The sequence below is a fragment of the Psychrobacter sp. W2-37-MNA-CIBAN-0211 genome (genome assembly GCF_040309405.1).
GTDB lineage: Bacteria > Pseudomonadota > Gammaproteobacteria > Pseudomonadales > Moraxellaceae > Psychrobacter > Psychrobacter glaciei.
In genome coordinates this window covers 22,679-45,465 of the sequence record NZ_JBEOOU010000016.1, presented here as the reverse complement: position 1 = coordinate 45,465, position 22,787 = coordinate 22,679, and the positions used below count along the sequence as shown (strand labels likewise).

Genomic DNA, 22,787 nt, shown 5'->3' with positions numbered 1-22,787 from the left:
AATGAGAGAGAGAAAGAGCGATAATTTTTTAAGGTATTGATATATATGGTTTTTATAAAATGAATAATTATAACTAAGCTAGTAATTTGAGAGAGAAACATTAAAAAATGAGAGAGAAACTAAACCAAATAAACACCACAACACCTCTTAAACTTCTCTCCAGAACCGCAAATACACGGCTGCTTTTGGCTGACAGTCATCTCGACCGTCGGGTCTAAAAAATACCAACGCTCATCATTATTGATTTTGTCTGTCACCTTCACAAAGGCAGACAACTCATGATGTGCTTGCAAATCCTCATTTGTCTTGAAATAAGCCTTAAACTCAACCTGCGCATGGCGTTTACCAAGTTTTGGTGTATGCGCTACGATTTCTAATCCTGCCCAATCTGTTTCTTTTGCCCAAGACTCAATCGCCTGAACATCTAGCAATTTTTGCTGCGCAGGCACTGTGGTCTTGACGATATATTCTGGCTTGACCAATACAAAGGCGCTATAACGCGACCGCATGAGACGCTCAGCAGAGTCCGCTTTTACGCCATCTGTCTTATCAGCTTCTTCGCTCAATAAACTGTCATGATAAGGCTGACAGCAATCTTTATAAAGTAGCGGTGAGCTTATAACGTTTGATGATGGGTTAACTTGGCAAGGGCAGGTTTGTAGGGAAATCGACATCATTTACTCGAGTTGTTATTCATTTTTTAACAGTTTTATAAATTTTAATTCAGCCAGTTTTTTATCAATTCTGGCCATAGACCGATTTTAAGTTTCGCCCAAGGTGCTGGGTCACGTAGTTGCTGCCAAAATTCATCGAAAGGTGGCGCAAAGTAGATCAAGAGCGCAAGGATGACATACAGCAGCAGATACCACCATTTATCTTTATGCTGGTAAAACTTCATCGCCGTACCCGATGAGCGCTTCATTTTCATATTTGATAAATTAACGCTATATAGCTCATCTAATGCCAAATGTACCATTGCGCCACTGAATAAAAACAAACCGTAAAACCAGCTGGCCGTCAGTGGAAGTTGTAGCACGCTGTAGCTTAGGTAGGTTAGCCCCAGACCCAGTATCGCCATATAGGGTACAGAATGCATGACGCCGCGATGTACGGTCATGGTGGTAAAGATATGAAAAACCACGTAACGCATAAAACCGTAGCCAGCTAGCCATAATGCTATTAGCGCCAATAAGCTCAGATCACTACGCCAATGCATCACCAGACCAAAGGCAAAGATAAACGAGGTAATATTAAAACCCAGCTTAATCGGTGTCGAATTATCAGAATCCAAATCAGGCAGCAGCCCACCGATGGTACCGAGCGCTACACACATCAAAAACCCTGAATCATCAATCAATCCCGCTTTGTAAACCGTCAAACTCAGCGTACCACTGGCCATGAATGCGACATTTAGGTGGGTATTAAAATTTGCCATAAAGATTTGCCATAAAATATCGCTAAAAAGGGTGCTTAAAGCTGCCTATCTCGCAGCAAAAAAGCGCTCTATGATACCATAGACAAGCCCTACGTCTAATAGAGATACACCCCATGACCTTCATTGATTTATCCATCACACTCCATTCTGATGTACCTATTAAAAGCCTGTCTACACACGACGGTAGTCTTGATAAAAGCTTTGCTGAAATCGATTGGCAAGCGCCGTGGTTGGCTCATTTACACCAATTGGATTATATCAGTAACGCCATCGCTCAGCTCAGTGGGGCAAATGCTGAATGCTTTGACAATGCTGAAGGCTCTCATAAAGCTGAGGGCTCTAATGAAGCTGAGGGCTCTAATGAAGCTAAACCAAAGAGTCGGCCTGACGTGATTGCTAAGGTTTTAAACGAAGCGTTAAACCAGCAAAGTGAGCATTTGCAAAGCCAATTACCTACCACCAATCCTACCCAAGATAATCAGGCGCATACGCTAAACTTTGTCTCACAGCATGCATTGCCAGAAGGCGAAGCGTACGAAAGCTTTATCGCCACGACGGGGAATATCCCGACGCGTGACAACTTGCATGATTTATTCAACGGTAGTATTTGGCTGACCTTTCCAAAAACCAAAGCACTGCTCAATTATTATCATATGGCGGAGATTGCCCATCAGGGAATTGGCGCTAGCCGAGGACGCGTCCGCGATACCATCACCGTATTCGATGAAAATGGGGCGGTGCTAGTGACGTCTGAGCCGTTTATTGGCGAGGCGCTGATTGATTTTAATTGGCAAGCAAGTTTAGTAGAGTCACGTAATAGCTGGGACAATCCACAGCAACTGAATAGTCAGTCTCAGGCTGCGGTTTATGTTTTTGGTCATGCACTGCTGGAGCAATTAATACGACCGCGCAAACCTTTGTGTGCGCACAGTATCGTTATTAATGTGTCGCAGGATTTTTTTAGTTTATCGTTGTCTGCACGCATGGTCTATTTGGACAGCAAAATTGCTCAATATATGGATAAGTTATTGTCACAAGATAACGTCACACCGCGTCAGCTTGCCCCTTTACCTGTTTTAGGCGTGCCACATTTTTGGGCAGAAAATGCAGATATTGGCTTTTATGACGACCCTTATGTGTTCCGTCATGGTCGCCGCAAAAGCAAAAAGTGAAAAATCATTGAACACCTTATTTATAAACCGCTAAGCTGCTGTTGCGTTTACGATTGTGCCACGATTTGACTACGTCTAGGCGTTAACAAAGCGCTCCAGATTTGTTATGGTAAAGGAGAGTCGTTATGAACGACGCAAGGTCTAATGATTTTTCTTCGAAATTCCAACTATGAAAATACAAAATTCATTTAAGCCTTTTTCAAACGAACACCTTTATAGCAAATCCATCTAGCCACCAGTTATAACAATAAATTCATAACAATCTACCCAGTAGATAAGGAAGCTACCATGAGTGATATCTTTGACGTAAAAGACACCCTGTCGGTCGATGGCAAGGAACATGCCTATTACAGTCTGCCTGAGCTGACCAAAACCTATAGCAATATCAGTAAGCTGCCATATTGCATGAAAGTCGTATTAGAGAATCTACTGCGTAACGAAGACGACGGTCAATCTGTCGGTAAGAACCACATCGAAGCGGTTGCCAATTGGGACGCAGGTGCTGAAGCTTCAAAAGAAATTGCCTTTATGCCTGCTCGCGTCGTCTTGCAGGATTTCACTGGTGTGCCATCGGTAGTCGATTTGGCAGCCATGCGTGATGCGGTGGTTGAGCTGGGCGGTAAAGCCGAGCAAATTAACCCGTTTATCCCTAGTGAATTGGTCGTCGATCACTCCGTGCAAGTCGATGCTTATGGTCGCGAAGATGCGCTAGATTTGAACGAAAAGATCGAATTTAAGCGTAATAATGAGCGCTATGAGTTCTTGCATTGGGGTCGTAACGCCTTTGAAAACTTCGTTGTCGTACCACCAGCGACCGGTATCGTCCATCAGGTCAACCTTGAGTATTTAGCTCGTGTGGTGATGGCTGCTGACGTAGATGGAGAATTAACCGCTTATCCTGATACGGTGTTCGGTACTGACAGTCATACTACGATGATTAATGGTATCGGTGTCCTTGGTTGGGGTGTGGGCGGTATCGAAGCAGAAGCTGCCATGCTTGGTCAACCATCATCGATGCTGATTCCACAAGTCGTTGGTTTTGAGATGGCGGGTAAATTAACCGAGGGCGTCACCGCAACCGATTTGGTATTGCGTGTGGTTGAAATGCTGCGTGCTCATGGCGTGGTTGGCAAGTTTGTCGAATTCTACGGTGAAGGCCTACACAGTATGCCGCTCGCCGATCGTGCGACGATTGCCAATATGTCGCCAGAATATGGTGCGACTTGTGGTATTTTCCCAATTGACCAAATGGCGATTGACTATCTGCGCTTATCAGGTCGTGACGAAGCTCAAATTGAGTTGGTCGAAAAATATGCCAAAGCACAAGGTATGTGGCACGATGCCGACACCCCAGCAGCGACCTATTCAAGCAACTTGCATTTAGACTTGTCCTCAGTACAGCCTGCGCTTGCTGGTCCTAACTTGCCACAACAGCGTATCAACTTATCTGATATGCATGAAAAATTTGGCGAAACCTTAGAAAAAATGACCAAAGACCGCAAATCGGAAGTCGAAGGTAAAGTACGTTTCGACCAAGAAGGTGGTGAGCAAGAGCAAGCTGAACACTTAGCCGCACAGCCAAAAATCGATGATGATCAAGACGATGGCTATCAGCCTGCCAATGGGGTTTTCTCCACGGTAAAAATTGATGACCGTGATCATAAGTTGCGTGATGGCTCAGTCGTTATCGCAGCGATCACCTCTTGTACCAACACCTCAAACCCTGCGGTGATGATTGGTGCTGGGTTGGTTGCCAAAAAAGCCGCTGCCAAAGGTCTCAAAGCTAAGCCTTGGGTGAAAACCTCGTTGGCACCTGGTTCTAAAGTCGTCACTGATTACCTAGAAAAAACCAAGCTAATGGATGAGCTAGAAAAAACAGGCTTTTACTTAGTCGGTTATGGTTGTACTACTTGTATCGGTAACTCAGGCCCGCTTCTCGAATCTATCGAGAAAGGTATTGAAGAAAATGACTTGGTCGCTGCGGCTGTACTGTCTGGTAACCGTAACTTTGAAGGTCGTATCCACTCGCATGTGAAAGCAAGCTACTTGGCGTCACCGCCATTGGTCGTCGCTTATGCACTCGCTGGTACGGTCGATATCGATATGACTACCCATCCGCTAGGTCAGGATCAAGATGGCAATGATGTGTTCCTAAAAGACATCTGGCCAACATCAGAAGAGATCAATGAGCTGATTGCCAACAATATCGACGCTGAAATGTTCCGCAAAAACTATGGCGAAGTGTTTGACGGTAGTGCTGCTTGGAACGCCATTAGCTCAGCCGATAGCCAGCTGTATCCATGGGATGAAGGCTCGACGTATATTAAAAATCCACCATTCTTTGATGGTATGACCATGGAGCCAGACGGTATCCGTGATATCGAAGGCGCACGCATCTTAGGTCTGTTCGGTGATTCAATCACGACCGATCACATCTCGCCCGCTGGTAATATCGATCCAGACTCGCCTGCAGGCAAATACTTGCAAGAGCGCGGCGTCATGCAAGCCGACTTCAACAGCTATGGCTCACGCCGTGGTAATGATGCGGTCATGACCCGTGGTACTTTCGCTAACATCCGTATTAAAAACACTATGATGGGCGGTAAAGAAGGCGGCTATACCTATTACTTCAAAGGCGACAGCGCCACGCTACAAGACGGTGAAGAAATGGCCGTTTATGATGCGGCGATGAAGTATAAAGAAGACAAGCGTCCGTTAGTCGTCCTTGGCGGCGCAGAGTATGGTTCTGGCTCTAGCCGTGATTGGGCAGCCAAAGGTACTATTTTGCTCGGCGTAAAAGCGGTACTGACCAGCTCGTTTGAGCGTATTCACCGCTCAAACCTAGTCGGCATGGGCGTGTTGCCATTGACCTTTAAAGAAGGTGAAAACGCTGAGACTTACAAGCTCGATGGTTCAGAAGTGATCAGCATTAGTGGTCTCGATAATGGTGAAAGCAAAACCGCCAAAGTCACCGCTACTCGTGCTGATGGATCAGCAGAAACCTTCGAGGTAAACGTCGGTCTACAAACGCCAAAAGAGCGCGAATACGTGCGTCATGGCGGCGTGTTGCACTATGTACTACGTCAATTGGCGGCTGAGAATAAAGACGCTGCTTAATGACTGATTAGAGTTAGAACGAGAAAAGCCCAATCCCACTAAAATAGGGGATTGGGCTTTTTTATTGGGTGAGGAAAAAGGAAACTATAGTCAAAATATTCCAAAAACGCTACGATACTGCTGATATCAGTTTTTTGTAGCCTCTGTCTGCAAAGGCACAGCAAGCAAGAAAAATTGATATCAGCAGTGCGTGATGTATCGATATTACTTTTTACTGACTGTAGTATCTGGTAACTATTCCATTGAATCATTTGAAGTTCTCATTCCAGCTCTCCTTAAATACTTTATTTAAGAACGTTTCTTTATCGAGGCTACCGTCATTGTTCAAGCAAGTCTTATCGACAAAAAGATAATTCGTCCAGTTAATATCAGGAGACAGTTCATTGATTTCATTTACTATGTCAACTTCGCCAATGTCAGAAAAGTCTCTAGTAATCAGTCTTTGAGCCAGCTCTAAAATGCGACTCTTTGTTCTATACTCATAAGAATTTGGATACTCAGAAATTTTATCCAAAAATCCCTCGTAATTTATACTTAAATCTTCGTTTACATATTCCTCACTCCAGAATATATAATCACTCCAAAATGGATCGGGTGATAATTTATTTACTTCAAGATTTATTTCTATTTGCCTTGCTTCTGAGCATGTGGCGTTAAGTAACTCTTCAAGTAATAAAGTGATTTTCTGCTTAGTGTCATCGTTCATTATTATTTCCCTCATCATTTATTCCCATTGCTTCAACCTTTCTCAGTCAACAGCCTAATTCCCAGTCCTATAAACACCACACCACTGATTCTATTTAACATCGTTTCAATAGAGGGGTTTTCCCGCAGGCGTGTACTAAATCGTGCAGCTAATAAGGCCAAACACAAGCACCAAACAAAACCAGTTACAGCAAAAGTCAGTCCTAACATCAAAAATGATAGCATGCCATAAGCATAGCTGGAGTCAATAAACTGCGGGAAAAATGCCAAGAAGAACAAGGCCACTTTTGGATTAAACACATTGGTTAATACGCCTTGCTTATAGATTTTCCAGCCGTCGACATCCTTTTGGCTAGTAACGTGCTGATCGTTGGACAAACTATTTGTTATTGAGTTCGAGCTTTTGCTCGTTAGCATCTTAAAGCCTAAATAGCACAAGTAACTGGCACCAATATATTTGACGAGCATAAATGCTGTAGGAGAGTTGGCGAGTAATACTGATAACCCAAGCGACGCCAATAACGTGTGTACCAAAATACCTGAGGTGATGCCCAACACAGAATAAAACCCTGCTGTTTGCCCTTGCGCCATACTACGGGTGATGATGTACATGCTATCGGTGCCGGGTGTTAGGTTTAACAGAATAGCCGCCAAAATAAATCCCAAATAATTTTCAATACCGAACATCGTAATCACCTCCCTTTGATAGTTCTAGACATCCCTATGCTATAGTCAATCCTCTATAAATTGGATACGGTGTCAAGCTTGCTTAGTCTACTACTTGTAGTACTTTCACTCGCCTTCCTTGTATCCAAACTATACTGAACCGACTATATAGAGTGTTTATATATTTTATAAGTTTTTTATAGGATAGATAGTAGTGAGCTTAAGTTGAATTAGCAAAAACACCGCTCCTCCATCAGATACTATTATGTCCAATATCCGCAAAATCAACCTCGTTCAAACTAATCTTATTCAAACCAAGTTATCTCAATCATTACAAACCCGCGCTACATTCAAATTTTCGTCTTGCCAAAACTCAAGAAGTCTTGCCTATTTCTTGATAGCTATCCTGCAAAAACACATAAAAACAGCATCTCTAAAGCCATTAAAACGTTATGATCACAATATTTTTTATGACTTAACCAACCCATTTAACACTGCTAAATAAATAGCCAGCCAAATTGAGTACACCATGACCAGACGCGACCTTATTACCTTTTTTGCACTTTCCTTTATGTGGTCGCTCTCATTTATATTTTATCGGGTGGGTGTCCCTGAGTTTGGCTCGTTGGCATTTGCTAGCTTACGCGTGGTATTTGCTGGCTTAACCATGCTTATTTTTGTGTTAATCAGCGCAAAAAATCGCAAAGGTATTAAAGAAAGCTACAAAATGCTGACCGTCGTTGGTTTGTTCTCCGCTGCGATTCCCTTTGTGCTATTTTCCTTTTCAGCACAGACAGTGAACGCTGGGGTATTGGCGGTACTTAATGCTTCTGTGCCAATGATGAGCGGCTTTATTGCCAGCACGTTTTTTAAAGAAAGACTGACTAAGCGGCAAACGCTAGGGTTGGTGATTGGCCTTGTTGGGGTGGTTATTTTGATGAGTGAGAACTTGTTTGGTGCGCAAGGGCAGGGCTTGGGAACGGATTTAGGCTCAGCGTTGTTACCGATGGGTTATGCGCTATTTGCCTGTGTTGGCTATGCGATAGGGGCAAACATTACTAGGAACTATCTGTACGACATCTCACCGATTGCTATTACGGCAGGCTCACTAATCATCGCAAGCGTGGTGATGATGCCAATTGCTGTATATAAATTTCCTTATGGCGCAAGCATTAGCCTGCAAGCTTGGGTATCGGTGATTTGTATTGGGGTGTTTTCGACCGCCATTGCGCTTATCTTTATGAACCAGTTGATCAAAAATATTGGCCCCATGCGTGCAACCAGTATTACGCTGGTTATTCCTATTTTTGCGATATTTTTTGGTTATGTCTTGCTTGGTGAAGCATTGGACATCGGCGCTATCATTGGCTCAGTCGTGATTTTGTTTGGCACTTATCTATCATTAAACTTATCGTTAAAAGGCTTGGTCAAGTCGTAAACGATTTTATCGGACAGGCTAGAAGTTTGTCCGATAAAGTCTTAAGCGGTGATTGAGCGTTGAAGTGAGTTGCAGTAAGCTATTATAAAAATAACAGACATAAAAAATCCCAGTCACCGTATGATGACTGGGATTTTTCATTGTTCGCTTATTAGTCTAACCTGATGCTTAAAGTTGCTAAGCAAAAGTGCTAACAAGTGACGCCGTATAGTGGCGTCCCCAGGGGGATTCGAACCCCCGTTACCGCCGTGAAAGGGCGGTGTCCTAGGCCTCTAGACGATGGGGACGCATAGAGTGTTATAACCATTGGTTACAACGGTACTTCACAATATCAGAGCGCTTATCTATTAATAATAGAGAAAGCCTTGCCTAGGTGCTGATATCGTCCTACTAGCGAGTATTTATTCTAAAGTGTCAGTAAACTGAGCTTTGTCTTAAATAGTATGGTGGAGCTAAACGGAGTCGAACCGTTGACCCCTTGCATGCCATGCAAGTGCTCTACCAACTGAGCTATAGCCCCTCGCTAAGAGTGTGCGTATTTTAGGTAACAGCAGCCTTCTTGTCAACTACTATTTTAAAAATAATGCATAAATATGCGAAAAAACGTGGTTAAAGCGATTTTAGCTGCTTAACAAGCCCAAATTAGCGTGGATTTTGCTTGAGAGCGATCTCTTTGATGGCTTTATCGGTAAAGAATTCTTCTTCGGTGCCATCTGAAAAAATAATTGCACTGCATTCTGTGGGGATATATTGTCCACCTTTTTGTTGTACTGTGCTGATTCCTTTAAAGCCAACGATGTCAGATTTTTTTAATCGATCGACATTATGATTGGTATAACCACAGTAAGTGGTGTATATCCACTTTAAGTCATCAAAGTCCTGACCCTTTGTCAGGGTAAGTTTTGCATCATAAAGCTCTTTTACGATGGCATCATAGTATTTCTGCGCTTCTTTTAGCGTGTTAAAGACATAATCTTTACTTTCTATCGTGACAGTTTTGGTGGCCATGTTTATTTCCAATTAAGAGTTTTGATAGTATCAGTGTAGTAATACTGACTAAGAATGAGAAAGGGTCAGAACTGGCCTGACCCTTTCAAATCCAAAAATTTCAGCTAATTTATTACTCAGTAGCTAAGCTATTCAGCAGCCAAAAAGTCTGGCAACTCTGCTGCTTGTTTCTCTAGTTTTTTGAGTTTCTTTTTACCCAAACCGCCAAGCACGTCAACTGCATGGCGCAAGCGTGTCAGGGTCATGTCAGCACCGATAATCGCCATAGAGTTCATGACTGGCGTCGATGAGGTGCTACCAGCGATAGCGATAAAGAACGGTGCCATAAAGTCACGCATTTTAATATCAAGATGTGCGGCCAGGCCTTTTAGCGTGGCGTAGATGTTTTCTTCTGACCAAGTAGGTAAGACTTCTAGCTGCCATAATGACAGCTGTAGCATATCCATGATTTGCTCAGGTGTGAGCGATTTATGGGTAAAGCTCTCAACGTTGATATCAGGCAAGTTTTGAAAATAGAAGCCACTCCAATTGACCGCGTCAGACAGCAATTCGATACGTGGTTGAATCGCCGCTGCGATAGCGGTTAGCTTGTCACTGTTGCTCGCCCATTCAAGGATTTTATTTTTGAGTTCTTCTGGCGTTAATGCACGTAGCCATTCAGCATTGAGCCAGTTGAGTTTTTCGATATCAAAGATAGGGCCGCCAAGCGACACACGTTGAATGTCAAAGCTGGCAATCATTTCTTCTAAGGTAAACTGCTCCGCTTCGTCAGGCATTGAGTAGCCCATACGACCGAGGTAGTTTAGCAACGCTTCAGGGAGCACACCCGCATCACGATAGTAGGTGATAGAGGTTGGATTTTTACGCTTAGACAGTTTTGATTTGTCTGGGTTACGCAGTAATGGCATGTGGCAAAGGACTGGCATCTCCCAACCAAAATACTCATAGAGCAACTGATGCTTAGGCGCAGAATTCAACCATTCCTCACCACGCATCACATGACTGATATCCATCAAATGGTCGTCGACGACGTTGGCTAGATGATATGTTGGCATGCCGTCTGTTTTTAGCAGCACTTGCATATCGACCTGCGTCCAAGGAATCTCAACGGTGCCGCGTAGCATGTCTTGCACTTGACAGACGCCTTCGGTAGGCACGCGCATACGAATCACGTGCGGTTGATCTAATGCAACAAGCCCAGCAACTTTATCAGAAGGCAAATGGGCACAGCGACCGTCATAACGTGGCGTCTCGCCATTGGCCATTTGCTCTGCACGCATGGTATCTAGCTCTTCGCTGGTACAAAAACAACGAAATGCATGATCTTTATCTATTAGCATCTCAGCGTGTTTGGTATAGATATCGCTACGCTCGCTCTGACGATAAGGGGCGTGTGGGCCGCCAATATCTGGGCCTTCTGCCCAATCAAGTCCCACCCAACGTAAGGCGTCCAAAATCATTTGCTCTGATTGCTCAGTTGAACGTGTCTGATCGGTGTCTTCAATACGTAAAATAAATTCGCCGCCATGGGCTTTAGCAAAAGCCAAATTGAATAGCGCAATATAAGCAGTACCTACGTGAGGAAAGCCAGTTGGTGAGGGTGCGATGCGAGTGCGCACAGGGCGTGTGCTGCTAGTAGAAGTCGATGTTTGCGTCATAGGAATCTCAGAATGTTGTTGTCAATAAAATAAGGCAGTGAAAGAGAGTAAGGACAAATATGAATCAAAAGTTTGAAAAAATACGGATGAAACAATAGCCGTCGATGTTGAAAAATAGCGTAAAATATAGCGCTAGTATAACAGAGAGATGTGATATTTTTAATGAAAAGCCCTTCTAGCGCTTGACTACCAGCGTATCCTTGCGATAATAATGTTAGACAAGGCATAACTTGTTTATTTTCATCCGATTTTTTACTATTACTGGCCATTATGGTCGTCATCTACTGAGTTGTTTGTGTCATTATCAAAATCTAAATCTAAGCTAACGCCAAATGTTAACGCCAGTCCTTCTGTTGCTACTGATAGCCCTGAGTCAGCGCTTAGCCCATCTGCTATGGAAGACATTTCTGTTCAAGACCCTAATCAAGGCGATAAGGTGTCAGATGAATTAAGTTTCGTTCACGATGCTGTTTTACTGCAAGAAGCCGTCGCCGCTGTGCTTGGTGTTAATGCACTGCCCAAGCAAACAGGCAGTGACGAACAAAGCAGTGACCGTCAAAATAGCTTGCAAATGAGTGGCATCTACGTCGACGCAACCTTTGGTCGCGGTGGTCATAGCAGGCTACTATTGAGTCAACTTGCTGATGATGCAACATTGATCGTCTTTGATAAAGACCCGACCGCCATTGCCGTTGCTCGCGAATTGGCAACTACCGACAGTCGCGTAAAAGTGGTTCATGACAGCTTTGCGACATTGACGGACAGTTTGGCAGCCATGGGCATCATGCAAGTTGATGGGTTGATGGCGGATTTGGGTATTTCTTCACCGCAAATTGATGATGGTAGCCGTGGCTTTAGCTTTATGCGCGATGGCGCGGTGGACATGCGTATGGATACCAGTCGTGGCCAATCGGTCGCTGAGTGGTTAGAAAAAGTTGACGATGAAACCTTGGCCAATGTGCTTTATGAGTTTGGTGAAGAGCGTCACAGTCGCCGTATCGCCCGTGCGATTAAGCAGATGGAAAGTTACAAGTCCACGCTTGAGCTGGCAGAAGTGATAAAAGTGGCGCATCCAAATTGGCAGCGCGGCAAGCATCCAGCGACGCAAAGTTTTCAGGCCATGCGTATTTTTATTAACAATGAGCTGGGCGATGTCGATGACTTTTTAGAACAAAGTATTCCTATATTAAAGTCAGGCGGTCAGTTGGCAGTCATCAGCTTTCATTCGTTAGAAGATCGCCGCATTAAGCAGTTTTTACAGCGTCATAGCAAAGGGCAATATCCAGAAGACGAAAATCTGCCAATGCCGCCAAATCGTCCACGGTATTTTAGCAAGCCCAAACGTGTTGGCCCTAGTAAAGCTGAGGTCAGTCATAATCCGCGCTCGCGCAGTGCATGGTTGCGATTAGCGACGCGTACGGATACTGATTATCAGCAAACGCTAAAGCAATGAAACCTGTCGATGGCATACCCTAGTATTCTGGTGAGTGAATGTGACTAAATGTCTTAATATTTACGCAACTGTTAAAAAGCTGTAAATATTATCTGCTAGGCTCAGCAGTTACTTTTTTGTTTATATATGAGCTAATTTGGCGATGACGATTAGTTCTTAGCATAGATGACAGTTGGTTTTAGAATAAACGTCAATCATGGCAGGTTTTTATGGCTATCATTGCACAGCATGTTTGGTTGTATTTTTCTTGATGGTACTGAGCAGGGATGAGATTGTCATTACCTGTAGACAGTTGCTGCTCTTTTATATTTGAAGTTTACTTTTTTGAGATCGTCATGGCAATATCTGACAAACCAGCAAACCGTCGCGCCGCTACAGCCAATACCACTGACGTTGGCGAGCTATTCGTGCGCCGCTTTAATGTGGTCAGTATTTATGTCGCCGTGTTATTGCTATTGGCAGCGGCTATCGTCTGGAGCGGTATCAAAACCGCTGAGGAAGTGCAGCAATATCATCAGGATTATAGAACCTTGCAAGACATGAAAAAACAAGAACGTAAGCTGAAAATTGAACACCAGCGCCTCTTAATTGAACAGCAAACCTTTAGTGCGACCCCGCAAATAGCCAGTCGTGCTGTTGCTGAGCTTGGCATGTTTTCACCAGCCCTCACAGATAAGCTCATCATTCAGCCGGGTGCTGCCGTTGCATTGGCACCAGCCCAGCCGTCTAGCGCAGAGATGATTAGAGTCAATGATTCAGACGTAATCGAAACGGATGCTCCTACGACCGATGCTCCTGTGACCGACGCCAACCTTGCGGAGGCAGGACAATGAGTGATAAAAAGCCAAATACCAATCGCGGTAAAACAACCGCAAAAAATACCAGTAAAAAACCTGCCAGCGGTAAAGTGACCAAGCCTTTGCGTCCTGCTAGTGCGGCCAAATCAGGACAAACTGACAGCAAGTCCTCAGACAATCGCAAAGCCAAACTCTTTGGTCGCCTCAAAAAAAATGATGATCAAGGCGCGTATACCAGTGTCAAAAACCGTAAAAAAATGGTGTTTAATAGGGCCACTGGTGCATCATCTCGTGGCGGCTTTGAGTACGATAAAAACCGATTCCGTACTGTTTGGGGCATGGCGCTTGTCGTACTGGCGCTACTGATAGGACGTGCCTATTATATCCAAGTGGCCAACGCGCAATTTTATCAAGATAAAGGTAACGAGCTCATCACCAGCGTACGGACGCAAAAGTCCTACCGCGGTATGATTACCGATCGTAACAATCTACCATTAGCTGTTAGTGCACCGCTTGCGACCGTCTCCTTTAGCCCGCATGATTATTCACGCGAATACTACGAGCTCAAACGTATCAAAATCACCAATCCTAATAGTCCACAGCTACAAGCACGCATGCAAAAGCGACTGGATAATATGGATCTGACTCGACTGGCAGCGGCAGCAAATATTCCGGTCAGTGAATTAAAAAAGGTCACCGCTGTCGACGATAGTATTGATGTGACCGATGAGGCGGCGGTAAAAGCAGCACTACCGTCGGGCGCAGGCTCGCATTATTTGCCACTACTGAATAAAGTGACGCCTGAGATAGCTCAAGGCGTCAGCTCGCTTGACTTCCCTGGTGTGTACGAAAAAAACTTCTTTCAGCGTTATTATCCGCAGCCCCAACCGAACTCGCAGCTGTTGGGTTTTATGGGGCAAAATGCCAACGATCCTGAAGGTGGCTATGAGGGACGCGCTGGTATCGAGCGCCAATTTGAAAAAGATCTGGCGGGTGATGATGGTAAGGTGTTGGTACTTAAAGACGCCAAACAAAACAGCCTAAAAGAAATCAAACAGGTTGAGCCAGAAATACCTGGCAAAGACGTGGCGTTGACGATTGATTCACGTTTACAGTATTTGCTCTATAAAGAGCTAGAGAAAGTAGGGCGCTTGCAACAAGCCCGCTGGTCAACTGGCATGGTCGTTGATGTGCAGACTGGTGAAGTATTGGCATTGTCGACATGGCCATCATTTAACTCAAATAATCTAAATGAGATGACTGGTGAAAACCAGCGTAACCGTGCGCTCCTTGATGTATTTGAACCGGGTTCAGTCATGAAGCCATTTACCGTTGCTGCCGCGCTAGATTCGGGCAAATACACATCGACTACTCTAATTGATACCAATCCGGGTTCAATTCGTGTGCGTGGTTATACCATTCGTGACCATAATAATTTGGGCACCATCAATCTTGCCACACTCCTACAAAAATCAAGTAACGTGGCCTCGACCAAGATTGCCTTATCTTTACCCGCTGATGCTATTACCAATATGCAAAAGCAATTTGGCTTTGGTTCAAAGACACCGTTAAAGTTCCCAGCGGAAGGCAGTGGGCTTGTGGTTACACCGGAAGAAAAAGAAACCTCACGTCGTGCAACGATCAGTTATGGTTATGGTATGGAGGCGACTGTAGCGCAGGTGGCACAGGCTTATTCGGCATTGGCAGCAGGCGGGGTCATGCATCCTTTAACCTTGGTTAAGAGTGACAAAGTGCAGCCAAGCAAACGCATCATGGCGCACGAACAAGCCATGTCGATTGTACAGATGTTAGAGAGCGTTACCGAAGAAGGTGGTACCGCCAAAGCAGCGGCGATTGATGGTTACAGAGTAGCGGGTAAAACTGGTACGTCGCGTCGTATCAACCCAAAAGGCGGTTATTATACTGACCAATATCGCAACGTCTTTGCTGGCATGGCGCCAGCATCAAACCCAAGACTGGTCGGTGTCATCTTAGTAGAAGACCCTCGAGGGCTTCATTATGCTGGTCTGACCGCAGCACCCGTATTCCATAACGTCATGAAAGAAGCACTACGCCTCTATAATGTGCCATTAGATAAGCCCTTAAAAACCGAAGCCCAATAGGCATGGATATGGATTTTTGAGTATCCAGCTACTAATGATTTGATTTGTTTTAACTGTTTAGGATTTGCCAATGACTATGCTCACTTCATCGCCAACCAGTGCTACGGTTAACTTGCAACAGCTTATGGATGCTAGCAACCGTAATGACCATCGCCTAGCGCAGGAATTATCGGCGATGATAGCAGCATCAGCTCAAGCGCTGGCCACTCAAACATCAACAAATCAGGCAGCTGCTGCTCAACTAAATACAGTTGCCAACGTACCGTTTCAGCGGTTTCGTTTGGACAGCCGTCAGGTAGCGCCAAACGACGTGTTTGTACTACTAAAGAGCCATACACCAAACTGCCAAAAAAGTCGTGATTACCTTTATCAAGCCGCTAAAAATGCGGCTTTTATCCTATCAGAAATCGATCCGATTGCTTTGCTTGCCACGACTAATGTGCCACCACATGCCAATATTGCTCTAAGCACGGGTGACTCACAATCTGTAGCGCAGCAGCAATTAGACTCCTTGCCTTGCCCTGTTTTATACGTGCCCAACATCCGTAATTTTTTAGGCGATTTAATCCAATCTCATTTGCAGTATCAGCAGCCAGTGACACTACCAGCAGTGGTGGCGGTGACAGGTACCAATGGCAAAACCACCATCAGTCAATTGGTGGCGCAATTAACCCAGTTGACTGGCATGAGTAGTGCCGTCATGGGTACAGCGGGTAACGGTAGATTGGGTGCCTTGGTGCAAGCCAGCCATACCACTGGCGATGCGCTAGCCGTCCAGCAGTTCTTATATCAAATGGGGTCAGAGAACGCCGAGCTATTAGCATTGGAAGCCAGCTCACATGGTTTAGATCAGCAACGTTTGCAGGGTATGCCTGTGTCGGTGGCGATTTATACCAACCTAAGCCGCGATCATTTGGATTATCATGCTGATATGGCAGAGTACGCAGCGGCTAAAGCCAGATTGTTTGATAAAGCCCATTTTCCGGATTTGACCCACGCTATTATCAATATCGATGATGAGCATGCGCAGGTTATGTTGGATACTGCCCATGCCAGCGAATTGACGGTTTGGACCTATAGTTTGGATGCTTCAAAAACGGCTACTTTTATCGCTGCTAAAATCAAGCCCAGCTTACAAGGTGTCGAGATTAGCCTACATACAGATTTTGGCGATGGGAAAATTAATAATTTAGATATCGTCAGTCCATTACTTGGACGTTTTAACGTGGCGAATTTGCTTGCTGCTATGGCAGCAGCGGTGGCGATTGGTGCTAAGTCAAATGTAGGTATTGAGCGCATTGCGACTGCTGTTGCACAGTTACAAGGTGCTGTTGGCCGTATGCAACGTGTGCCCTCTAATGATGGCTGCTTTATCGTTGATTATGCGCATACGCCTGACGCCTTAAGTCAGGTATTAGCCAGCCTAAAAACCCATTGCAAAGGTCAGTTATGGGCAGTGTTTGGCTGCGGTGGCGACCGTGATGCAGGCAAGCGCCCATTGATGGCGCAAGCAGGGCTGGCAGGTGCGGATCAAGTGATTTTAACGGCAGATAACCCACGCACCGAAGACCCACAAGTGATCTTGCAAGACATGCAAGCAGGCATGAGTGCGGAGCAATATCAGCGTACCCATATCGAACCAGCACGGCAAACAGCGATTGAATATGCCGTCAATCAAGCGGCTGCCGATGATATTGTGGTCATCGCTGGCAAGGGTCATGAGACTTATCAAGAAATCAATAACGTTCGTTATGATTTTGACGACAGCGTTATTTTACAACATGCCCTAGAGCACGCTGGGCGCGTATAAAAAAGTGCTGTCTAAATGTTTAGCATCAATAATTTTTAGCACCACTAATTTTTTTAATAATATTTATAAGTCTTAACATGTAGGGTCTGTTGAACATTCAAATGTGGCACTGGCAGTCCTAATATTTGAATGTTCAACAGACCCTAGTTATAAGAAATACGTAATCATCATATAAGGTAATCACTACTATGACAGCCGACAACGATAACACCATACAGTCGCAAGGGCTGTATGTCTGGCAAGCAGATAACTTGCTAGCAGCCACCACCGCTATTGATGGTCATTGGCAGTTAGATGCAGGACAGTTAAAAGAAGGGCAAGCAGAGGTGAGTAACGGCATTACTAGCAACCGTATTGCCACTGACACGCGCACGATAAAAACTGGTGATATATTTTTAGCCTTAACCGGTGACAATTTTGATGGTCACGATTATATCAATATGGCTGCCTCACAGGGCGCAGTTGCCGCTATCGTCTCACGGCCTATCTCTACCAATATTCCGCAGTTAGTTGTCAAGGATACTCGCTTAGCGCTAGGGCAATTAGCCGCCTATCGTCGTCAGCAGCATCAAGATTTGACCGTGATTGCCATTACCGGCTCCAGCGGTAAGACCACTTGTAAAGAGATGCTTGGAAGTATCTTCGGCAGATTAGCACCAACGCTCATCACTCGTGGCAATCTCAATAACGACTTGGGTGTACCGATGATGCTGCTCGAATTATCCGATCACCATCGCTATGCCATCTTAGAGTTGGGTGCCAATCATATTGGTGAAATTGCTTATACTACTGAAATTGTCCGTCCGGACGTGGCTTGTATTTTGAACATCGGTACCGCCCATCTGGGTGAATTTGGTAGCCGCGAAGGGATTTGCCAGACCAAAGCAGAGATTTATCATACTTTGAATGACGCGCAATTTGCGATCGTTCCCGATAAAGATGATTTTACCAATCAATTACGCCGCATTGCTGAAAAGCATACCTCACATGTCATCGGCTTTGGTAATACCGATGTCAGCGCCAGTCACTTAGATGTCGAGCCTGAACGCAGTGAATTTAAGCTGCATATTGGCAACCAAGTCCATGATATTAGCTTGCCACTAGCAGGTGAGCATAATGTCAATAATGCGTTGGCGGCGGCGGCTTGTGCTCATGCCCTGAATATCGACGTGAATGACATTGTGATCGGGCTTGAGAATGCACGTCCCGCTAAAGGGCGCTTGAACAGTCAGCTCCTCGGTATGCATCGCCTGATTGATGATACTTACAATGCCAACCCACATTCGGTACGCGCGGCTGCCAAAGTATTGGCGGCGCAAACCGGTACACAGGTGATGGTGTTAGGAGATATCGGTGAGCTTGGCGATGCTGCGGTGAGCGAACACCAAAGCTTGGGTCGTACCATCGCAACCACGGGTATCAATGTACTGCTGTGTGTTGGCGAGTACGCGCCTTACACCGTGGCTGGGGCACAAGAGATTTCTGAGATTAGCGCGCATGCGTTCGCTGATAAAGATAGTTTACTGCAGTATTTACAGTCTTACTTGCAAGCGCAACAAGCTCAGCCTTGTACGGTGTTGTTCAAAGGCTCTCGTTCCATGCAGATGGAAACACTTATTCATGCGCTAGTAGAGGAGTAGGCGGTGTTAGTTTGGTTGTTTGGCTGGCTTGGCCAGTATTACTCACCGTTTTCTGCGGTTTCTTCGTTGACGCTACGAGCGCTACTTGCAGTGGTTACGGCACTCGCCTTTAGTATGTTCTTTGGCGGACCGGTTATTCGGCATTTGCGATCACTAAAGTACGGTCAGGCCATTCGTAATGATGGCCCGCAGTCGCATTTGGCTAAGACTGGTACGCCGACCATGGGCGGGGTGTTGATTTTGAGCGCCATCGGGGTGTCGACTTTACTTTGGGCACGCCTCAACAATCCTTATGTCTGGATTTTGCTGATTGTGATGATTATCTTTGGCGCGGTCGGTTGGGCGGATGATTGGCTCAAAATTAAATATAAAAATCCCAAAGGTTTGATTGCTCGCAAAAAATACTTTTGGCTGTCTATGGGGGCGTTATTCGTCGGTATCTCGTTGTATTATATCGCCACGTTGCAACCGGATATGGCTACCACCCGCGAGATGCAAGATTTATTGATACCCATTTTTAAAGACTGGATGATTCCGTTCTCAGCCGTGCCTTTCGGCATTGGTTTTATTATCTTTACTTACTTTGTGATTAACGGTTCTTCCAATGCTGTCAACTTGACCGATGGCTTAGATGGCTTGGCAATTTTGCCCGTCGTTTTAGTCGCGGCTGGTTTGGGCGCGATGGCCTACGTCTCGGGTGACGTACGCTTTGCCGATTATTTGCATGTGCCTTATATTGCTTATAACTCTGAAGTAATTATTGTCTGTGGCTCGATGATCGGTGCCGGCCTTGGCTTCTTGTGGTTTAACGCGCATCCCGCGCAAGTCTTTATGGGTGATGTGGGCGCGCTTGCCCTCGGTGCGATGCTCGGTACGATTGCCGTCATGACCCGTCAAGAGATCGCTTTTGCCATTATGGGTGGTTTATTCGTCGCCGAGGCGCTATCGGTTATGCTGCAAGTCGGCTCCTATAAACTGCGCAAAAAACGCGTCTTTCGTATGGCACCGCTACATCATCACTTTGAAGAAATTGGCTGGAAAGAAACGCAAGTGGTTGCCAGATTTTGGATTATCGCCATTTTACTGGTCATACTTGGTTTGATGACGTTGAAACTGCGCTAAGCCGCATTAAAATAGTATTAAACTAGGTGCTGTAGTAAATAAGTATTTATGTGATTAAAAAAGCCATCTCAGCAATAACTGAGGTGGCTTTTTGTTTTCTTAAATTCTGTATGGCTTCTTTTATTCATCAACCCACGCAATTTTTGTTAAAATGCTAGCCATATTGCTATGACCTAGAGATGCTTGTGTCCTTATTTGTTTGTCCCCTTTGCCAGTCACCTCTGCAACCAGCCGCCGATACGTGGCGCTGCGATGGCAGTTTAAACCCTAAGCAAACTGCGCATCCGTTTGATGTGGCGCGTCAAGGCTATGTCAATCTGCTGCCCGTACAGCAAAAAAAATCCAAAACACCGGGTGATAGCCAGCAATCTATCGAAGCGCGAAAGCGGTTTTTGGTAGCTGGGCATTATGCGCCGTTACAAAGATTGGTTTGTCAGAAAATGGGGCAGTTATTAGGGCAAAATGCAAGCATCTCTGCGCCAACAGCTAAGCCTGATAAAAGCCCAGTCAACTGGTTAGATATTGGTTGCGGGGAAGGCTATTACACGCAGGCGATGGCACAGATGGGCTCAGATATTGTCACTACCTTGATAGCGGCTGATATCAGCAAGCCCGCGTTGGTTGAGTTGGCTAAAGTGAGCAAAGCCGCCAGTCAGCTGTGGTATCAACAACATAAAGACAAGGCTGAAAAGACGACGGTGATTTACCCATTGGTCACCAGTGCGGCAAATTTGCCTCTGCGTGCTCATAGCGTCACGGGTATCAGCAGTATTTTTAGCCCTATTTTGCCTGAGGCTTTTGCCAAGGTATTGACTGATAAGGGCTACCTAATTATTGCCAAGCCTGATGTCGGACATTTAGCAACGATGCGTGATGCATTATTTGATAGCGTGCGCGAGCATGATTCTGATAAGTTTTTGCAGGAGTTGGCACCATACTTTACGTTGATAGAGACGCATCGAGTCAGTACCGAGATGACATTGTCAGCGACTGACTTAGCTGACTTGCTAACCATGACCCCGTATGCTTACCGCGCCCGTAGCGAAAAAAGACAGACATTACTGGCAGCGGTTGAACAACAAGCATTTAGCACGGAAGCAAAATTTGTGGTGTATATTTTGCAAAAAAGCGTTGATCAATAACGAAGACACGCCCTAGCATCCAGCCGTTATTTATAAAATAGGTCCCATCGTCGCGACAATATTGTTCCAAATTCTGTATGGCAATGACCAGTCTGCAACTTGTTGACGGCTGACTTCTTCTGAATCAGCGATATACTGATACTGGCGTTCAATAATATCGGCGGTTAATGCGGTATCGCTAAAGACGATATTGTTTTCGTAATTCAAATCAAAGCTACGCAAATCTAAATTGGTCGATCCAATTAAGCTGATCTGGCCATCGACGGTCAAGGTCTTAGCATGTAGCAATCCTGGTTTGTACTCATAGATTTTTACCCCCGCTTCTAGCAATTGCCAATAATAACTGCGGCTGGTCGCGGCGACCACCAACGAGTCGTTGTGTTTGGGAAAGATCATCGTGACCTCTACGCCGCGATAGGCGGTGGCGCATAACACATTGATTAGGGAATAATCTGGGACAAAGTAAGGGGTTGAGATGGTCAGGGTTTTCTGTGCTTGGCTAATGAGCACCCCCAAAAATTGCGGTGTTGCGCCTGAGCGTTGGGTAGGGCCATCAGCAAAGACTTGTGCGGCAAAGCCTGTAGAAGTTGGCGAGCCTAGTCGCTCGGTAGGGTAATAAAAGCTCTCAATCGCTGTGTCAGGGTTTTCTATTAGCCAATCACTGGCAAAAAGCATTTGGTTCTGTGCCACGACAGGTCCTTCGACGCGCAGCATAATATCGACCCACGGCGCAAAATTTGGCTTCACGCGAAACTCAGGGTCCGCGCAGTTTTGACTACCAGAGTAACCAATGCTGCCATCGATCACGGTAATCTTGCGGTGATTACGCAGATCAATACGGCTAAATAACATCACCTTTATAATATTATTAATCGGTAGTGCCACGCTGACTTGCACGCCAGCATTTTTCATTTGTTGCCATATCTTTGAGCTCACCATTTTCCGTGAGCCCATGCCATCCACCATCGCTCGACAAGTGACACCGCGACGTGCTGCACGCATCAAGGCTTGGGCAATATCGATACCTGTGCCATCAATCAGCCAAATATAATACAGCACATGAATATGATCGGTTGCTGCATCAAAATCCGCAATCATTCGTTTGTGCGTTTCAGCCGCATCGGCCATGAGTTCCGCATGATTGCCCACCGTGGTATGAAAGCCTGTGACGTTCGCAGAGTAAGCAAACGCCGCTTGATACTCGGTTTTTATGGCGTGTGTTAAAGCCTCGTCGCTACCAAGCACTTCAGGGTTCTGCGTATGGAGCTTATCGATAATTTGCTCATGCTTGCGGCTGAAGTCACTGCCTAAATGTACCTCACCAAACATCCAGTAAACCACGACGCCGATATAAGGCAAGATAAACAGGACGACCATCCATGCCAGCCTAGCCGATGAAGTCAAATCATGGCGGGAAAGTATCCTTAAGGATATCAGCACTAGTAATATGAAATGAATGGTCAATAAAATATCCAGTACCATAGCGCCGTCCTTAGTTATT

Annotated in this window: 17 protein-coding genes and 2 tRNA genes; 10 read left to right on the top strand and 9 right to left on the bottom strand. The window is 45.3% G+C overall.

Going from position 1 to position 22,787, the window contains the following annotated elements:
- Positions 1 to 119: 119 nt before the first annotated feature.
- Together AAEY72_RS12750 and AAEY72_RS12745 are read right to left on the bottom strand one after the other, a co-directional pair.
- Complete coding sequence (locus AAEY72_RS12750) at positions 120 to 674, bottom strand: YchJ family protein (RefSeq protein ID WP_352310746.1); 555 nt, start codon at positions 672 to 674, stop codon at positions 120 to 122.
- Positions 675 to 718: 44 nt separating this feature from the next.
- On the bottom strand, positions 719 to 1,435 hold the full coding sequence (locus AAEY72_RS12745; protein WP_189585836.1) for a metal-dependent hydrolase: 717 nt from the start codon (positions 1,433 to 1,435) through the stop codon (positions 719 to 721).
- Positions 1,436 to 1,548: 113 nt separating this feature from the next.
- On the opposite strand from AAEY72_RS12745, the gene AAEY72_RS12740 reads away from it, so the two are divergent.
- Together AAEY72_RS12740 and acnA are read left to right on the top strand one after the other, a co-directional pair.
- On the top strand, positions 1,549 to 2,607 hold the full coding sequence (locus AAEY72_RS12740) for a DUF3025 domain-containing protein (RefSeq protein WP_352310745.1): 1,059 nt from the start codon (positions 1,549 to 1,551) through the stop codon (positions 2,605 to 2,607).
- 288 nt (positions 2,608 to 2,895) lie between these two features.
- Positions 2,896 to 5,724, top strand: coding sequence for an aconitate hydratase AcnA (gene acnA / locus AAEY72_RS12735; protein ID WP_352310744.1), 2,829 nt, complete (start codon positions 2,896 to 2,898; stop codon positions 5,722 to 5,724).
- Between the two features lie 247 nt (positions 5,725 to 5,971).
- Here the strand turns inward: acnA and AAEY72_RS12730 are convergent, their stop codons facing one another.
- Positions 5,972 to 6,430: a hypothetical protein gene (locus AAEY72_RS12730; protein ID WP_194620959.1), complete on the bottom strand. Its 459-nt coding sequence runs from the start codon at positions 6,428 to 6,430 to the stop codon at positions 5,972 to 5,974.
- A gap of 32 nt (positions 6,431 to 6,462) precedes the next feature.
- Positions 6,463 to 7,116 carry a LysE family translocator gene (locus AAEY72_RS12725; protein ID WP_352310743.1) on the bottom strand — a complete coding sequence of 218 codons (654 nt, stop codon included), beginning with the start codon at positions 7,114 to 7,116 and terminating at the stop codon, positions 6,463 to 6,465.
- A gap of 508 nt (positions 7,117 to 7,624) precedes the next feature.
- Between AAEY72_RS12725 and AAEY72_RS12720 the strand changes: the two genes are divergently transcribed.
- On the top strand, positions 7,625 to 8,533 hold the full coding sequence (locus tag AAEY72_RS12720) for a DMT family transporter (protein WP_352310742.1): 909 nt from the start codon (positions 7,625 to 7,627) through the stop codon (positions 8,531 to 8,533).
- Between the two features lie 211 nt (positions 8,534 to 8,744).
- On the opposite strand, the gene AAEY72_RS12715 is transcribed toward AAEY72_RS12720, so the two are convergent.
- The 4 genes from AAEY72_RS12715 to gltX form a co-directional block, all read right to left on the bottom strand.
- Positions 8,745 to 8,820, bottom strand: a tRNA-Glu gene (locus AAEY72_RS12715).
- A gap of 157 nt (positions 8,821 to 8,977) precedes the next feature.
- A tRNA-Ala gene (locus AAEY72_RS12710) sits at positions 8,978 to 9,053 on the bottom strand.
- A gap of 122 nt (positions 9,054 to 9,175) precedes the next feature.
- Positions 9,176 to 9,541, bottom strand: coding sequence for a hypothetical protein (locus AAEY72_RS12705; RefSeq protein WP_352310741.1), 366 nt, complete (start codon positions 9,539 to 9,541; stop codon positions 9,176 to 9,178).
- Between the two features lie 128 nt (positions 9,542 to 9,669).
- The gene (gene gltX, locus AAEY72_RS12700; RefSeq protein ID WP_352310740.1) at positions 9,670 to 11,199 is read right to left on the bottom strand and encodes a glutamate--tRNA ligase; all 1,530 of its coding nucleotides are present in this window, start codon (positions 11,197 to 11,199) and stop codon (positions 9,670 to 9,672) included.
- Positions 11,200 to 11,593: 394 nt separating this feature from the next.
- Here gltX and rsmH point away from each other — a divergent pair, with 394 nt between their 5' ends.
- The 7 genes from rsmH (at position 11,594) to AAEY72_RS12665 (ending at position 21,286) form a co-directional block, all read left to right on the top strand.
- Entirely contained in the window at positions 11,594 to 12,652 is a 1,059-nt protein-coding gene (gene rsmH, locus AAEY72_RS12695; RefSeq protein WP_502945379.1) for a 16S rRNA (cytosine(1402)-N(4))-methyltransferase RsmH, read from the top strand.
- A gap of 335 nt (positions 12,653 to 12,987) precedes the next feature.
- Positions 12,988 to 13,485 carry a cell division protein FtsL gene (locus tag AAEY72_RS12690; protein ID WP_201589821.1) on the top strand — a complete coding sequence of 166 codons (498 nt, stop codon included), beginning with the start codon at positions 12,988 to 12,990 and terminating at the stop codon, positions 13,483 to 13,485.
- On the top strand, positions 13,482 to 15,572 hold the full coding sequence (locus AAEY72_RS12685) for a peptidoglycan D,D-transpeptidase FtsI family protein (RefSeq protein WP_352310738.1): 2,091 nt from the start codon (positions 13,482 to 13,484) through the stop codon (positions 15,570 to 15,572). The genes AAEY72_RS12690 and AAEY72_RS12685 overlap by 4 nt, the downstream gene beginning before the upstream one ends.
- A 70-nt stretch (positions 15,573 to 15,642) precedes the next feature.
- On the top strand, positions 15,643 to 17,382 hold the full coding sequence (locus AAEY72_RS12680) for a UDP-N-acetylmuramoyl-L-alanyl-D-glutamate--2,6-diaminopimelate ligase (RefSeq protein ID WP_352310737.1): 1,740 nt from the start codon (positions 15,643 to 15,645) through the stop codon (positions 17,380 to 17,382).
- A gap of 188 nt (positions 17,383 to 17,570) precedes the next feature.
- Complete coding sequence (locus AAEY72_RS12675; protein ID WP_352310736.1) at positions 17,571 to 19,022, top strand: UDP-N-acetylmuramoyl-tripeptide--D-alanyl-D-alanine ligase; 1,452 nt, start codon at positions 17,571 to 17,573, stop codon at positions 19,020 to 19,022.
- A 3-nt stretch (positions 19,023 to 19,025) separates the two neighbouring features.
- Entirely contained in the window at positions 19,026 to 20,144 is a 1,119-nt protein-coding gene (gene mraY / locus AAEY72_RS12670) for a phospho-N-acetylmuramoyl-pentapeptide-transferase (protein ID WP_010198007.1), read from the top strand.
- A 179-nt stretch (positions 20,145 to 20,323) separates the two neighbouring features.
- Positions 20,324 to 21,286, top strand: a complete 963-nt coding sequence (locus AAEY72_RS12665; RefSeq protein ID WP_352310735.1) for a putative RNA methyltransferase — start codon at positions 20,324 to 20,326, stop codon at positions 21,284 to 21,286.
- 30 nt (positions 21,287 to 21,316) lie between these two features.
- Here the strand turns inward: AAEY72_RS12665 and cls are convergent, their stop codons facing one another.
- Complete coding sequence (gene cls, locus AAEY72_RS12660; protein ID WP_352310734.1) at positions 21,317 to 22,768, bottom strand: cardiolipin synthase; 1,452 nt, start codon at positions 22,766 to 22,768, stop codon at positions 21,317 to 21,319.
- Positions 22,769 to 22,787: the final 19 nt, after the last annotated feature.

Bases quoted from the DNA above. Each gene is read 5' to 3' on its own strand.
- AAEY72_RS12750 (WP_352310746.1), bottom strand. From the start codon at position 674: ATGTCGATTTCCCTACAAACCTGCCCTTGCCAAGTTAACCCATCATCA.
- AAEY72_RS12745 (WP_189585836.1), bottom strand. From the start codon at position 1,435: ATGGCAAATTTTAATACCCACCTAAATGTCGCATTCATGGCCAGTGGT.
- AAEY72_RS12740 (WP_352310745.1), top strand. From the start codon at position 1,549: ATGACCTTCATTGATTTATCCATCACACTCCATTCTGATGTACCTATT.
- acnA (WP_352310744.1), top strand. From the start codon at position 2,896: ATGAGTGATATCTTTGACGTAAAAGACACCCTGTCGGTCGATGGCAAG.
- AAEY72_RS12730 (WP_194620959.1), bottom strand. From the start codon at position 6,430: ATGAACGATGACACTAAGCAGAAAATCACTTTATTACTTGAAGAGTTA.
- AAEY72_RS12725 (WP_352310743.1), bottom strand. From the start codon at position 7,116: ATGTTCGGTATTGAAAATTATTTGGGATTTATTTTGGCGGCTATTCTG.
- AAEY72_RS12720 (WP_352310742.1), top strand. From the start codon at position 7,625: ATGACCAGACGCGACCTTATTACCTTTTTTGCACTTTCCTTTATGTGG.
- AAEY72_RS12705 (WP_352310741.1), bottom strand. From the start codon at position 9,541: ATGGCCACCAAAACTGTCACGATAGAAAGTAAAGATTATGTCTTTAAC.
- gltX (WP_352310740.1), bottom strand. From the start codon at position 11,199: ATGACGCAAACATCGACTTCTACTAGCAGCACACGCCCTGTGCGCACT.
- rsmH (WP_502945379.1), top strand. From the start codon at position 11,594: ATGGAAGACATTTCTGTTCAAGACCCTAATCAAGGCGATAAGGTGTCA.
- AAEY72_RS12690 (WP_201589821.1), top strand. From the start codon at position 12,988: ATGGCAATATCTGACAAACCAGCAAACCGTCGCGCCGCTACAGCCAAT.
- AAEY72_RS12685 (WP_352310738.1), top strand. From the start codon at position 13,482: ATGAGTGATAAAAAGCCAAATACCAATCGCGGTAAAACAACCGCAAAA.
- AAEY72_RS12680 (WP_352310737.1), top strand. From the start codon at position 15,643: ATGACTATGCTCACTTCATCGCCAACCAGTGCTACGGTTAACTTGCAA.
- AAEY72_RS12675 (WP_352310736.1), top strand. From the start codon at position 17,571: ATGACAGCCGACAACGATAACACCATACAGTCGCAAGGGCTGTATGTC.
- AAEY72_RS12665 (WP_352310735.1), top strand. From the start codon at position 20,324: ATGCTTGTGTCCTTATTTGTTTGTCCCCTTTGCCAGTCACCTCTGCAA.
- cls (WP_352310734.1), bottom strand. From the start codon at position 22,768: ATGGTACTGGATATTTTATTGACCATTCATTTCATATTACTAGTGCTG.